Annotated in this window: 10 protein-coding genes; 7 read left to right on the top strand and 3 right to left on the bottom strand. The window is 69.4% G+C overall.

The annotated features are described in order from the left end of the window. Positions 1–8 precede the first annotated feature (8 nt). Entirely contained in the window at positions 9–1079 is a 1071-nt protein-coding gene (locus PT85_RS09975; protein WP_039606574.1) for a fatty acid desaturase family protein, read from the top strand. A 261-nt stretch (positions 1080–1340) separates the two neighbouring features. Here the strand turns inward: PT85_RS09975 and PT85_RS09970 are convergent, their stop codons facing one another. Further along, positions 1341–1973, bottom strand: coding sequence for a TetR family transcriptional regulator (locus tag PT85_RS09970; protein WP_027589900.1), 633 nt, complete (start codon positions 1971–1973; stop codon positions 1341–1343). A gap of 193 nt (positions 1974–2166) precedes the next feature. Here PT85_RS09970 and PT85_RS09965 point away from each other — a divergent pair, with 193 nt between their 5' ends. The 4 genes from PT85_RS09965 (at position 2167) to PT85_RS09950 (ending at position 7308) form a co-directional block, all read left to right on the top strand. Next, positions 2167–3063, top strand: a complete 897-nt coding sequence (locus tag PT85_RS09965) for an AEC family transporter (protein WP_039606573.1) — start codon at positions 2167–2169, stop codon at positions 3061–3063. 34 nt (positions 3064–3097) lie between these two features. Then, positions 3098–3985 (top strand): esterase/lipase family protein, encoded by an 888-nt coding sequence (locus PT85_RS09960; RefSeq protein ID WP_027589898.1) that lies wholly within the window; start codon positions 3098–3100, stop codon positions 3983–3985. Between the two features lie 141 nt (positions 3986–4126). Then, a complete protein-coding gene (locus tag PT85_RS09955) occupies positions 4127–6439 on the top strand; it encodes a putative bifunctional diguanylate cyclase/phosphodiesterase (RefSeq protein ID WP_039606572.1) in 2313 nt (770 codons plus the stop codon). Next, on the top strand, positions 6436–7308 hold the full coding sequence (locus PT85_RS09950; protein ID WP_039606571.1) for a phosphate/phosphite/phosphonate ABC transporter substrate-binding protein: 873 nt from the start codon (positions 6436–6438) through the stop codon (positions 7306–7308). Before PT85_RS09955 ends, PT85_RS09950 begins: the two co-directional genes overlap by 4 nt. Here PT85_RS09950 and PT85_RS09945 read toward each other — a convergent pair. After that, positions 7292–7900, bottom strand: a complete 609-nt coding sequence (locus tag PT85_RS09945) for a LysE family transporter (protein ID WP_027589895.1) — start codon at positions 7898–7900, stop codon at positions 7292–7294. The genes PT85_RS09950 and PT85_RS09945 overlap by 17 nt on opposite strands. Positions 7901–8010: 110 nt before the next feature. Between PT85_RS09945 and PT85_RS09940 the strand changes: the two genes are divergently transcribed. Both PT85_RS09940 and PT85_RS09935 read left to right on the top strand, forming a co-directional pair. Beyond that, positions 8011–8907, top strand: a complete 897-nt coding sequence (locus tag PT85_RS09940; protein ID WP_234702690.1) for a LysR substrate-binding domain-containing protein — start codon at positions 8011–8013, stop codon at positions 8905–8907. A gap of 180 nt (positions 8908–9087) precedes the next feature. Further along, positions 9088–10386 (top strand): NAD(P)/FAD-dependent oxidoreductase, encoded by a 1299-nt coding sequence (locus PT85_RS09935; protein WP_039606569.1) that lies wholly within the window; start codon positions 9088–9090, stop codon positions 10384–10386. 184 nt (positions 10387–10570) lie between these two features. On the opposite strand, the gene PT85_RS09930 is transcribed toward PT85_RS09935, so the two are convergent. Next, entirely contained in the window at positions 10571–13123 is a 2553-nt protein-coding gene (locus PT85_RS09930; protein WP_052237651.1) for a bifunctional diguanylate cyclase/phosphodiesterase, read from the bottom strand. Positions 13124–13261: the final 138 nt, after the last annotated feature.

Raw genomic sequence — 13261 nt, 5'->3', positions numbered from 1 at the left:
AGACACCGATGCGTACCGACCGTGAACTGACCCCCGCCGAACTGGATGCGTTCGGCGCCGAGCTCGACGCCCTGCGCGAGCGTACCCTGGCCGACCTGGGCGCGGCCGACGCCCGCTACATCCGCCGTGTCCGCGCCGCCGTGCGCCTGTGCTGCACGGCCGGCCGCGTGCTGCTGATGTTCGGCTGGTTCCCGCCGACCTGGCTGCTCGGCACCCTGCTGCTGGGCCTGGGCAAGATCCTGGAGAACATGGAGCTGGGCCACAACGTGATGCACGGCCAGTACGACTGGATGAACGATCCGGAGCTCAACGGCCAGCGCTACGAGTGGGACATCGTCGGCCCGGCCGACTTCTGGCGGCATACCCACAATCACCTGCACCACACCTATACCAACGTGATCGGCAGGGACGACGACATCGGCTACGGCCTGCTGCGCCTGTTCCCCGAGCAGCGCTGGAAACCCTTCTACCGCCGCCAGGTGCTATGGGCCACCCTGCAGGCGCTGCTGTTCCAATACGCCGTGGCGGTGCAGCACGTGAAGCTGGACAAGTACTTCAAGGGCCGCATCAGCAAGGATGAAGTGCGCCCGCTGCTGCGCCAGATGAACGGCAAGATCGTCCGCCAGTGGGCCAAGGACTACCTGTTCTTCCCGCTGCTGGCCCTGCTGATCGGCGCCAACGCCCTGGCGGTGCTGACCGGCAATCTCGTGGCCAACCTGCTGCGCAACCTGTGGACCTTCGCGGTGATCTTCTGCGGGCATTTCACCGAGAAGGCCGCGGTGTTCCCGGCCGAGGTGCTGGAGAACGAGAGTCGGGGTCACTGGTACCTGCGCCAGCTGCGCGGTTCCAGCAACCTGGAGGGCGGCCCGCTGTTCCACATCCTCACCGGCAACCTCAGTCATCAGATCGAGCACCACCTGTATCCGGACATCCCGGCGCGGCGCTACGCGGAAATGGCCCGCGAAGTCCGCCAGATCGCCGCGCGCTACGGCCAGGAATACAACACCGGACGCATGAGCCGGCAGATCGCCACGGTGTTCCGGCGCATCTGGGTGTACCGCAAGCCACAGGCGGTGTAAGCGTGAGCCGCACTTAGACGTAGGGTGGCCCGCGCTTCACCGGGCCACCGACGCGCCGCGAGGCGCGCCGTTCCGGCGCAGTGGTGGACAAGGAAAACGTTGTCCACCCTACGCCTGTCGCAACCGCACGAGGCGCTGTGAACGTAGGGTGGCTCGCGCTTCACCGAGCCACCGTGCGCGCCACGAGGCGCGCCGTGCCCGGCGCGATGGTGGACAAGGAAGGCGTTGTCCGACCTACGCCGCTCTACCCGGTCGCAGCGCCTACTCCGCCTTGCGCCCCAGTCCGCGCCAGTGGCGGCCGCCGATCATGATGAAGCGCAGCTGCTGGGTGATCTTGGCTTCCGGCTGCAGGTGCGGGGGCAGGGTGTCGGCCGGCGGGTCGATGAGTTCCGGCAGGGTGGCGAACACCGTCTTCACCACCAGGTCGGCGACCACGTCGATGGCGTCCCCGTCCAGGTGCGGCATGCGGTTCATCAGCTTGAGGTCGGCGGCCAGGTCGTCGGTGATGCGCTGGCGCAACGCGGCGATGGCCTGGCGCACCAGCTGCGAGCCGCCGTACTGCTCGCGGGCCAGGAACAGGAACTGGCCGCGATTGGCGCTCACCGCATCGAGGAAGATGCGCGTGCTCGCCTCGATCAGTCCCTGGTGTTCGAACTCGTTCTGGCGCACCTCGCGCAGCGTGGCGCGAAAGGTCTCGCCCACCTCGGCGACCAGCGCCAGCCCCAGGGCATCCATGTCGCTGAAATGCCGGTAGAAGCCGGTCGGCACGATGCCGGCGTGGCGCGCCACTTCGCGCAGGCTCAGGCTGCCGAAGCCGCGACCGCTCTCCATCAACAGGCGGGCGGCGTCCATCAGGGCCTGGCGGGTCTGCAGTTTCTGTTCGGCGCGGGTCATGGGCGGGCGTTCTTCCGGTGGGCGCAGGGGGTGCACTCTAGCAAATGCCCCGCCTCGCGTGGCCGCTTTGGGGGCGGGAATGAGACTTCCGCCGGTCGTCCGCCGGGATGGCGGCACGGACGCTGGCGTACCCCTTGCATGGGCCGGCGCCATTCTGCGGGGGCGTCAGAGGCCCGGCATTCGGAGAGGTGCGATGGCGGCGGTGCAGGCAATTTTGCCGATCTTCCTGTTGATTCTGCTCGGTTACTGGATCGGGCGCCGGCAATGGCTTGCGTCGGACGCGGCCAGCGGCCTGTCGACGCTGACCTTCAAGCTGTTCATGCCGCTGGTGCTGTTCACCGGCATTGCCCGCGCGAACCTGGCCGAAGGCCTGTCGCCGCACCTGCTGCTGGCCTATTTCCTGCCGGCGCTGGGGCTGTTTGCGCTGGTCAGTCTGCTGGCCCACCGACGACTCGGCCGGGCCACGCCGCTGGGCCTGGCCGCCGCCTATTCCAACAACGTGCTGATCGGCATTCCCCTGGTGGCCTCGGTGCTCGGCGCGCCGAGCATGGTCTACGTGTTCGCCATCCTGGTGTTCCACAGCCTGCTGCTGTTCAGCGTGCAAAGCCTGTACGCGGCGTTCGGTACCGGCGAGAAGGTGCGCCTGAGCAGCCTGCTGGGCAACCTGGCCAATCCGCTGATCGTCGGCCTGCTGCTCGGCGCCCTGCTGAATGTCTCCGGCCTGCCGCTGCCGGCGCCGCTCTGGCGACTGGCCGATTGGCTGGCCGGCGCGGCGCTGCCCTGCGCCCTGCTGGTGCTGGGCCTGAGCCTGTCGCGCTTCCGGCTGATGCCGGATGGAGCATCCTGGGCGCTGACCCTGGTCAAGCTGGTGGCCTTCCCGGCGCTGGTCTACCTGCTCGCCGGCGCCCTGGGGCTGCCGGATGCCGCGCGCGCCGTGCTGGTGGTGCTCGCCGCCTGCCCGAGCGGGGTGAATGTGCTGGGCTTCGTGCGCAAGCCCGAGGACAGCCGCACCGTCAGCGCCACCGTGTTCCTCTCCACGCTGCTCGCCGCCGTCGGCCTGCCGCTGTGGCTGAGCGTCCTGCACGTGTGATACTGGCGGGCCTGCAACGGCAATGGAGGCCCGCATGAACACCCCCGACACGCCGCGTTATCCCCTGGTGCTGGTGCACGGCCTGCTCGGCTTCGGCCACCTGCTGGGTTATCCCTACTGGTATGGCATCGACAGCGCGCTGCGCCGCGCGGGCGTGGATGTGCACCTCGCGCGCATCTCCGCCGTGCATGGCAATGAGCCGCGCGGCGATCAGCTGCTCGAGCGCCTGGCCGAGATCCGCCGCGCCACCGGGGCGGACAAGATCAACCTGCTCGGCCACAGCCAGGGCGCGCTGACCGCCCGTTACGCCGCCGCCAGGCGTCCGCAATGGGTGGCTTCGGTCACCTCGGTGGCGGGTCCCAATCACGGCTCGGAGCTGGCCGACGCGCTCAAGCGGCGCTTCCCCGAGAACGGGCGCGGCCGGCGCCTGCTGGCGCGTTTCACCGAAGGGCTGGCGCGGCTGATGGCCGGGCTGGATCGCGAGGCCGCCGGCCTGCTGCTGCCCGGCGACGCCCTGCAGGCCCTGGAGGAACTGTCCACCGAGGGGGTGGCCGCCTTCAATGCCCGTTATCCCCAGGGCCTGCCGGCGCAATGGGGCGGGGAAGGCGCGCATGAGGTGAACGGCGTGCGCTACTACTCCTGGAGCGGCATCCTCGGCCCGGACACCGACCAGGGCGCCAATCGCCTGGACCCCAGCCATCTGTTGTGTCGGCGCCTGGCGCGGCACTTCCAGCGCGAGGCCGGGCAGAACGATGGCATGGTCGGGCGCTTCAGCAGCCACCTGGGCCAGGTGATCCGCTCCGACTACCCGCTTGATCACCTGGACATCGTCAACCAGCAGGCCGGTGCCGTCGCTCCCGGCGTCGACCCGGTGGCGCTGTACCTGGAACACGCCCGGCGCCTGGCGCAGGCGGGGCTTTAGGTCTCTGCGGTGCGGCCGCCGGCCTGGGCGGCCGGGCAACCAACCGCTCTGGCACGCCGCCGAAGCCGGTGGGCGGTCACGGGATTGTCATGTTTCGCGTGACAGAATTCACAAAATCCCTGTCGTGCCTCCCTCTGAAGAATGCGCCGTAAAACATCCGTCATGCCGGGGCTGATGCCCTGGGCCACGCTGGTGCTGGGCACGCTGATCCTCGGCTTCATCTGGACCCTGCATCACCACCAGTACGACCGCGCCCGCGACGACGTGCTGGCGACCAACGCGTCCGAACACCTCAACCTGGCCACCATCCTGGCGGAGAACTTCCGGCAGATCACCGACCGCGCCCAGGCGGTGGTCGGGCAGTTGGTCAGTGCGCTGGACGAGCCGGACGGCGCCTGGAAGATGGTCCGCATGCTGGCCAGCGACCCGATCTTCAATCGCCTGGGTCTCTACGACGCCGAGGGCCGTGCGCTGTTCTCCAGCCATGCGCCGCTGTCCGAGGCGCTGCCCGCCGAGGCCCTCAGTGCACTGAACGCCCATTGCCAGCGCTTCGGTTATGTCCCCTATCTGGCCACCCGCGACGGCGTGGCCGAGGGGCTATCGCCGTCCTGGCGGCTGCCGTTGCTGGTGCCGCTGCCGGACGAGGCGCGCCAGTCCATCGCCCGGGTGGTGCGCATCGACCTGGACATCGGCTACCTGGCGCGGCTCTACCAGCACATCGACTTCGGCCCCACCGGCTTCGTGCAACTGCTCGACGCCGGCGGCCGCGAGCGGCTGCGCGCCAACGGCGCGGGCGTCATCCACGGCGGCACGCCGCTCACCGCCAGCTACACGCCGAGCCCGGAGCTGCGCGCCGGGCGCTACACCTCGGTGGCCGACGGGCTGGCCTACCAGAGCCTGTTCCGCCACCTGCCGGAGCTGGGCGTGACGCTGGTGATCAGCCAGCAGTACCGGGACATCACGGCGGCCATCGACGACCGCGAATCCGGCCACCTGTTGTTCAACCTGATCATGAGCGGCGTGGTGGTGCTCGGCTTCCTCTCGGTGATCCACATGCTGCGCCGCCAGCAGGACGCGCTGCTCGCCTTGCGCCAGTCCGAGCAGGAGAACCGCCAGCTGATCAGTCGCCTGGAAACCGAGCACGCGCGCAGCCGCCAGGCCGCCTCCACCGACCACCTCAGCGGCCTGTACAACCGCCGGCAGTTCATCGAGGTTGCCGCCCGCAGCCTGGCCGAGCAGCGCGCTCGGCGCTGCCTGGCGGCGGTGCTGTTCATCGACCTGGACCGCTTCAAATCCATCAACGACAGCCTCGGCCACCGCATCGGCGACCTGCTGCTGCAGGCGGTGGCCGGGCGCATCCAGACCCTGCTGGAGCCGGGCGACGAGGCGGCGCGCTTCGGCGGCGACGAGTTCGTGGTGCTGCTGGCCGGCAACCGCAGCGAGCAGCAGATCGACGCCTGGGCCGCGCGCCTGGCCGAGCACCTGTCGGCGCGCTACCAGCTGGATGGCACCGAGCTGCACACCAGCCCGAGCATCGGCATCGCCATCGCCCCGCGCGATGCCCAGGAGATCGACACCCTGATCCGCTACGCCGACGGCGCCATGTACTCGGCCAAGCGCGCCGGGCGTGGCCAGTACCGCTTCTTCGATCCGTCGCTCAACCGCGTCAACATCCAGGAGTTCCAGTTCGAACAGCGCTTCGGCGAGGCGCTGCGCCAGCACCAGTTCGTGCTGCACTACCAGCCGCAGATCAGCATCGACAGCCTGCAGGTGTGCGGCTACGAGGCTCTGGTGCGCTGGCAGCACCCGGAGTTCGGCCTGGTCTATCCCGACCGCTTCATCGGCGTGGCCGAGCGCAGCGGCTTTATCGTGCCGCTGGGCATGGAAGTGCTGCGCCTGGCCTGCCGACAGCTGGCCGCGTGGCGCGCCGAGGGCCTGGAGACCAGCGTCGCGGTGAACGTCTCGGCCCTGCAGCTGTTCCAGGCGGACTTCAGCGAACGGGTGCTGGGCATCCTCGCCGAGGCCGGCATCGAGCCGCGCTGCCTGGAGCTGGAAGTCACCGAGACGGCGGTGCTCGACCGCGAGGATGTCGCCCTCGCCAACCTCGAGGCGCTGCGCGAGGCCGGCCTGGGCATCAGCCTGGATGACTTCGGCAAGGGCTATGCCGGCTTCGCGCACCTGCACTCGCTGCCGATCAGCAAGCTGAAGATCGACCGCAGCCTGATCGCCCAGCTGTCCAATGCCCACGACGACAGCCTGATCGTCGCTTCGACCATCACCCTGGCCAAGCGCCTGTCGCTGCGGGTGGTCGCCGAAGGCGTGGAGACCCGCGACCAGCTGATCTACCTGAAACTGGGCGGCTGCGACATCGCCCAGGGCTATCACTTCAGTCGCCCGCTGGCCGCCGAGCAGGTGCGCGATTTCCACGATTCCTTCACCACCACAACCGCATGAAAACGATCCGCCTCCTTGCCTGCCTGCTGGCGCTGCTGCCGGCGCTTCCCGCCTGGTCGCACAGCCAGTGCACCAGCAGCCTGCGCCTGTCCTCCATCCCCGAAAAGCGCCTGGAGATCCAGCAGCGCGACTTCCAGCCGCTGATCCGTCTGCTCGGCGAGGGCCTGGGTATCCCGGTGCAGATGGTGCCCGCTGGCTCCTATGCCGGCGCCATCGACGCGGTGGTGTCCGGCGGCGTGGACCTGGCCATGCTGGGGCCGGCGGCCTACCTGCTGGCCCGCCAGCGCGATCCGCACATCGAGGCGTTCGCAACCCCGACCCTGGCGCAGGGCCATTTCACCCCTGCCGGTGCGTACTACCACGCCCTGCTGGTGGTGCGCGCCGACCGGGATGTCCAGACGCTGGCCGACCTGCGCGGCGCCCGGGTAGCGTTGAGCGACCCGGCCAGCACCTCGGGCAGCGTGATCCCCAACCTCGAGTTCCCCACCGCCGTAGGCCGGCCGCTGCAGCGCTTCTTCGCCGGGCAGCTGTATACCGGCTCCCACGAGAAGGCCCTGGACGCGCTACTGGACGGCAAGGTGGAGGCCGCCTTCGTCTCCAGTCCGCGCGCCGACGATTACCTGCGGCGCGGCCTGATCAGTACGCGCAGCCTGCGCGTGCTGTGGCGCTCGCAGCCGATCCCCAATGATCCGCTGGTGTTCAGCAGCGGGCTGTGCGGCGAGCTGCGTCAGCGTATCCGCGCGCTTCTACTGGGCGACTCGCCGCAGCTCGCGGCCTTCCTGCACGCGCAACAGGCCAGCGGGTTGGCGCCGGTGGGGCAGGCCGCCTACCACGCACTGGAGCAGACGCTTATCAACCCGCGCCGTTGAGCAGTTTGAGCGCCGCGCCGGCGAACGACAGCAGGCCCAGGCCGAGCAGCACCCAGGCGGGCAGCACGCCCAGCAGCGCCGCCAGCCGCGCACTGCGCCCCAGACGCCGTGCGGCCAGGCTGTAGGCCAGCAGCACGCTGAAATCGAGGGCCGCCCAGATCAGTGCCAGCGCCACGGCCTGGCCGGCAAAAGCCTGCTCGGGACGTATGAACGCCGGCAGGAAGGCGAGGAAGAACAGGATGTCCTTGGGGTTGGACAGCCCCACGCCCAGCGCGCGCCAGAAACGCCGGGCCGGGGCCGGCTGGGCGCGCTGGGCGGCGGGCGGGCTGCGCAGGGTGGTGATGCCCAGGGCGGCCAGATAGAGGCCGCCGAGCAGCTGGCCGAGATCGATCAGCTGCGGGCTGAGCGCCAGCGCGCGGTCCAGCGCCAGCAGGGCGAGTCCCATCAGCAACAGTGCCGACAGCATGCCGCCGGCGAGGGTGCCCAGCGGCCAGCCGCGCCGTCCGTCCGCCAGCACCAGGGCCACGACCGGGCCGGGCGAGGCAATCAGCAGCAGGGCGCTGGCGGCGAACGCAGCATACGTATTCATCATGGTTCTCGAATTCGGGGTAGCGGCCTTTCATAGCCTGGGCCTTGTGCGGTTGGCGGAAAAACGCAAAAACGTGCTATCAAGCCTGACTTTTACTCATGCTTGGAGCCTGCATGCGTCTGCCCCCGCTGTATGCCTTGCGCGCCTTCGAGGTGGCGGCCCGCCACGGCTCGTTCACCTCCGCTGCGCGCGTCCTGTGCATCACCCAGAGCGCCGTCAGCCGGCACGTGAAGGGGCTGGAGGAACACCTGGGTTGCGCGCTGTTCGCGCGGCACGGTCCGCGTCTGGCGCTCACCGAGGCCGGCGAGCAGTTCGCCCGGGAACTGGCGCGCGGCTTCGCCACCCTGGAAAACGCCTGTGCGGCGATCGCCGGCCAGCGTGACCAGTTGCGCCTGAAGGCGCCGTCCACCCTGACCCTGCGCTGGCTGTTGCCGGCGCTGGAAGCCTTCCATGCCGCCGACGGACGCCACCGGGTGCAACTGACCAGTGTGTGGATGGATGTGGACCAGGTGGACTTCCGCAGCGAGCCCTTCGACTGTGCGGTGCTGCTCGGACGCGGCGACTTTCCGGCAGACTGGCAGGCGGTGCGCTTGTTCGACGAGTGGCTGGTGCCGGTCTGTGCGCCGGCCCTGTTGGGCGAGGGTGAATGGGACGCCGCGCGGCTGGCCCGCCAGCCGCTGATCCATCCCTCGCGGGATTGCCGCGACTGGCAGCGCTGGCTGGAGCACCAGGGCTGGAGCGAACAGGTGCCCTGGCGGGAGGGCAAGCGCTTCGACACCCTGGAAATGGGCATCGGCGCCGCCGCCCAGGGATACGGGGTGTCCGTCGCCGACCTGGCGCTGGTGGCCGAGGATCTGCGCCGCGGCACGCTGGCCCTGCCCGTGCCGTCGCCGCTGCGCAGCGGCGACAGTTACTACCTGGTGTGGCCCGCCTTGGGTGCGAAGCGCGAGATGGCCCGACGCCTGGGCGATTTCCTGGTGACGCGGGCGCCGCGATTGCCCGGCAGCTAGACCTCCCGCAATTTTTTTGCGGCCGCGCGCCCCGGCCTATGCCGCCGAAACGGTCAACATCCTGTACACTTCCGGGCGCTTTTTCATTCGGCCTGGCGGGGGCGCCACCGCACGTGCAGCGGCGGTTCGCCCGCTGGCACGACTCCCTAATTGCGCCCCTTTCAGGTTCTATCGTTTCCCATGACTCATCGAATCGTTATCGTCGGCGGCGGCGCCGGCGGGCTTGAGCTCGCCACCCGTCTAGGTCGCACCCTGGGCAAGCGGGGCAAGGCCCGCATCACCCTGGTTGACGCCAACCTGACCCACCTGTGGAAGCCCCTGTTGCACGAAGTGGCCGCCGGCTCGCTGAACGCGGCCGAGAACGAGCTCAACTACGTGGCCCAGGCCAAGTGGAACCACTTCGAGTTCCAGATCGGCCGCCTGGAAAGCCTGGACCGCGCCGCCAAGCGCATCGGTCTGGCCGCCACCCTGGACGAGGCCGGTCACGAGCTGGTGCCGGCGCGCAGCCTGGACTACGACACCCTGGTGATCGCCATCGGCAGCCGCACCAACGACTTCGGCACCCCGGGCGTGGCCGAGCACTGCATCCTGCTCGACACCACCGCCCAGGCCAAGCGTTTCCACCGCCAGCTGCTCAGCCACTACCTCAGTGCCCACGCGCGCGGCCAGGACGACGGCAATGTCAGCGTGGCCATCGTCGGCGCCGGCGCCACCGGCGTCGAGCTGGCCGCCGAGCTGCACAACGCCGCACTGGGCCTGGCCGCCTATGGGCTGAAGGGCATCCAGCCGCAGAACATGAAGATCACCCTGATCGAGGCCGGCCCGCGGGTATTGCCGGCGTTGCCCGAGCGCATCAGCGTGCCGGTGCACAAGACCCTGGAAAAGCTCGGCGTGACCGTGCTGACCAGCGCGCCGGTGAAGCAGGCGGACGCCGACGGCATGACCCTGGCCACCGGCGAGGTGATTCCGGCGAGCCTGAAGGTATGGGCTGCCGGGGTGAAGGCGCCGGAGTTCCTCAAGGGCCTGGACGGCCTGGAGAGCAACCGCATCAACCAGTTGCTGGTACGTCCGACCCTGCAGACCACCCTGGACGACAACATCTTTGCGCTTGGCGACTGCGCGGCCTGCCCGCTGGACGACGGCAGCGAGCGCAACGTGCCGCCGCGCGCCCAGGCCGCCCACCAGCAGGCCAGCCTGCTGGCCCGTTCGCTGAAGCTGCGCCTGGCCGGCCAGCCGCTGCCGACGTTCCGCTACCGCGACTACGGCTCGCTGGTCTCGCTGTCGCGCTTCAGCGCAGTCGGCAACCTGATGGGCAACCTGATGGGCAGCGTGCAGTTGGAAGGCTGGCTGGCGCGCATGTTCTACATCTCGCTGTATCGCATGCACCAGGTGGCGCTCTACGGCGTGGTGCGCACCGGGCTGATGATGCTCGGCGACCGCATCGGCCGCAGCACCGAGCCGCGCTTGAAGCTGCACTGAGGCTGCCGTTGCAGGGTGGATCGCGCTTCATCGATCCACCCGGCGCGCCGTGCCGGCGCGTTGGTGGACAAGGAAAACGTTGTCCACCCTACAGTGACCGTGCGGGCGTGGCGGGTCGGATCCCTTCGTTGGGATCGCGCGTCCACCGTGCGCGCCGGCCGATCCGGCGTAGGGCTCCTTGCCGTCAGATGTCGTAGCTGTAATCCGACGGGATATGCGACTGGCCCAGCCAGCCCTGTTCCCGGCAGCGCCGTTCAAACTGTTCCACCGGCAGCGCCGGCGAGAACAGGAAGCCCTGCGCCTGGTCGCAGCCCATTTCCTCCAGGGCGGCCAGCTGTTCGGCGGTTTCCACGCCTTCGGCGATGGTGTGCAGGTTCAGGCCGCGGGCGATGCCCAGCACGGCCTGGACGATGCGCTGCGCGCTGGCCTCGTGCAGATCGCGGACGAAGCTGCGGTCCACCTTGAGGGTGTGTACGTCCAGTTGCTTGAGGTAGGCGAGCGAGGAATAGCCGGTGCCGAAGTCGTCCAGCGCCAGGCGCACACCCAGCGCGCTGAGGCGCTGTACCTCGCGCACCACGCTGTCCGGATCGTGCATGGTCAGGCTTTCGGTCAGCTCCAGCTCAAGGCTGTCCGGCGCGAGGCGGTGCTGGGCGAGCAGCCCAGCGATCCGCTCGCACAGCCCCGGGGTGCGGAACTGCGCCATGGACAGGTTGACCGCCATCCGCAGCTCCGGCCCGTAACCCTGGTCCAGCCAGCGTCGCAACTGGGCAACCGCGCTGGCCAGCACCCAGTCGCCGATGGCCAGGATCTGTCCGCTGCTTTCCGCCGCCGGAATGAATTCGGCCGGACTGACCGCGCCCAGCTGCGGGTGTTGCCAGCGCAGCAGTGCTTCGGCGCCCACCAGCCGGCGCCCGCGGATGTCCAGCAGCGGCTGGTAGTGCAGGCTCAGTTCGCCGCGTTGCAGTGCGCCGCGCAGCGCCTGCTCCAGCGTGCGGGCGCGGCTGAGGCGCGTCTGCATGTCGGCGGTGAAGAAGGCATGGCCGCCGTTGTTGTCCTGCTTGGCCCGGTACATGGCGGTGTCGGCATTGCGCACCAGGGTTTCGCGATCCTCTCCGTCGGTCGGGAACACGGCGATGCCGACTGAAGCGCTGAGGTGCAGGGTGTGGTTGAGCACCTCGAAGGGCTGGCGCAGCGCCTCGCAGATGCGCTGCGCCACCCGCGCGGCCTCGTCGGCGCCGCTGCCGGGCAGCGCGCAGATGAACTCGTCGCCCCCCTGGCGGGCCAGGGTGTCCTCGCTGCGCAGCAGCGAGGTCAGACGCCGGGCCACGGCGCGCAGCAAGGCGTCGCCCACCCGGTGGCCGAGACTGTCGTTGATTGCCTTGAAACGATCCAGATCGAGGAACAGCACCGCCAGCGGCCGCTGCTGACGCGCGCAGATCTCCAGGGCCAGGTCGACGCGGGTGGCGAACAGGGTACGGTTGGGCAGCTCGGTGAGGACGTCGTAATGGGCCAGGCGCTCGATGCGCCGCTGGTCGCGCAACCGCTCGGTGATGTCGCGGGCCAGCACCACGTAGCGGGTTTCCCGCTGCTGGCGCAGCGGCGACACGGACAGCTCGAAACTGCGCGTCTGCCCGGCCTGTTCCAGGTGCAGCTGCCGGCCGGTGCTGGCGCCCTGGCTGCGGGCCTCGTCCAGCGCCTGCTGGCAGACCTGCGCCGCGTCGGCGGGCAGCAGTTCCTCGAGGCGGCGCCCGGTGGCATTGGCCGGCAGGCCGTTGGGCCTGGCCGCGCGCGGGTTGTACAGGCGCAGCAGGCGGCCCTCGTCGTCCAGCTCCAGCAGCAGGTCGGGAATCGCCTCGACCATGGCCTGCATCTCGCGCCGGCTGGCGCTCAGCGCCCGGTAGGGCGCCGCCACGGTTTCCACGAACATCGACCAGTAGAGCATCAGGTAGGCCAGCACCTTGTAGGCGTGGCCTGCCAGGTTGTACAGGTCGGTCACCCGGAAATAGCTGGTGAACAGCAGCTCGCTGAACACCGTCAGCCCCAGGGCGCCCATCAGCAGTGGCACGTTGAAGTGGGCCCGCCTGCGCAGGCGCCGGCCCAGCAGCACCAGGGCCGCCAGGCAGATCAGAATGACGCCCATCTCGGCGGCAAGCTTGAAGGTGGTCAGCCCCTGGCCGGCGATGAAGGTACGCGGCAGCCATTCGGGATGGACCAGAAACACCCAGTGCGCGACCCCGACCACCAGCAGGATCACCACCAGGCTCAGCGAGCGATGGTTGAGCAGGGTGCGCTGGTCGTGGGCGGCCTCGCTGAGCGGTCGCCAGGGCAGCAGGGCGACCAGCAGCAGGGCCAGGGCCGCCAGGTAGCGGGCCAGCAGCCAGAAGTGGATGGCCTTCTCGGGGCTGCTGGGGGTGAAGTAGTCGGGCATGCCCTGGAACGAGAGCATGTGCGAGAAGTCGGCGATGGCCACCCCGAGAAAGGCGCAGGACACCACCAGGATGTTGCTCTGCCGATGCTGCCGGTAGGTGTTCCAGCCGATGGCGAAGATCAGCCCGGCGATGACGATGGACAGGGTTTCCAGCAGCAGGTGCCCGGTCAGGAAATGCTCGCCGGCCGTCTCGCGGTACGCCACGAACGGCAGCACCAGCAGGCCGCACAGCGCCAGGCTGAGCAGCAGCAGGGTCAGACGCAGGGAGCGATGGTGCTGGGGATGGATGGACTGCAGTAAAACGGCCAAGCGCGGGTTCCTTTCCCCTGGATGACGCTCGGTACGGTCCAGGGCCGCCGCCCGCTCGGGTCACGCAGACGCGACGGTAGCCGTACAGAACACCAGGCGAGCGTGAGGCTGGACTAGGGTGGTGGCAATTTGACTGCG

The sequence above is a fragment of the Pseudomonas flexibilis genome (assembly GCF_000806415.1).
GTDB lineage: Bacteria > Pseudomonadota > Gammaproteobacteria > Pseudomonadales > Pseudomonadaceae > Serpens > Serpens flexibilis.
This window is presented reverse-complemented; position numbering and strand designations above follow the sequence as displayed.

Bases quoted from the DNA above. Each gene is read 5' to 3' on its own strand.
- PT85_RS09945 (WP_027589895.1), bottom strand. From the start codon at position 7,900: ATGATGAATACGTATGCTGCGTTCGCCGCCAGCGCCCTGCTGCTGATT.
- PT85_RS09960 (WP_027589898.1), top strand. From the start codon at position 3,098: ATGAACACCCCCGACACGCCGCGTTATCCCCTGGTGCTGGTGCACGGC.
- PT85_RS09935 (WP_039606569.1), top strand. From the start codon at position 9,088: ATGACTCATCGAATCGTTATCGTCGGCGGCGGCGCCGGCGGGCTTGAG.
- PT85_RS09950 (WP_039606571.1), top strand. From the start codon at position 6,436: ATGAAAACGATCCGCCTCCTTGCCTGCCTGCTGGCGCTGCTGCCGGCG.
- PT85_RS09975 (WP_039606574.1), top strand. From the start codon at position 9: ATGCGTACCGACCGTGAACTGACCCCCGCCGAACTGGATGCGTTCGGC.
- PT85_RS09970 (WP_027589900.1), bottom strand. From the start codon at position 1,973: ATGACCCGCGCCGAACAGAAACTGCAGACCCGCCAGGCCCTGATGGAC.
- PT85_RS09965 (WP_039606573.1), top strand. From the start codon at position 2,167: ATGGCGGCGGTGCAGGCAATTTTGCCGATCTTCCTGTTGATTCTGCTC.
- PT85_RS09955 (WP_039606572.1), top strand. From the start codon at position 4,127: ATGCGCCGTAAAACATCCGTCATGCCGGGGCTGATGCCCTGGGCCACG.
- PT85_RS09940 (WP_234702690.1), top strand. From the start codon at position 8,011: ATGCGTCTGCCCCCGCTGTATGCCTTGCGCGCCTTCGAGGTGGCGGCC.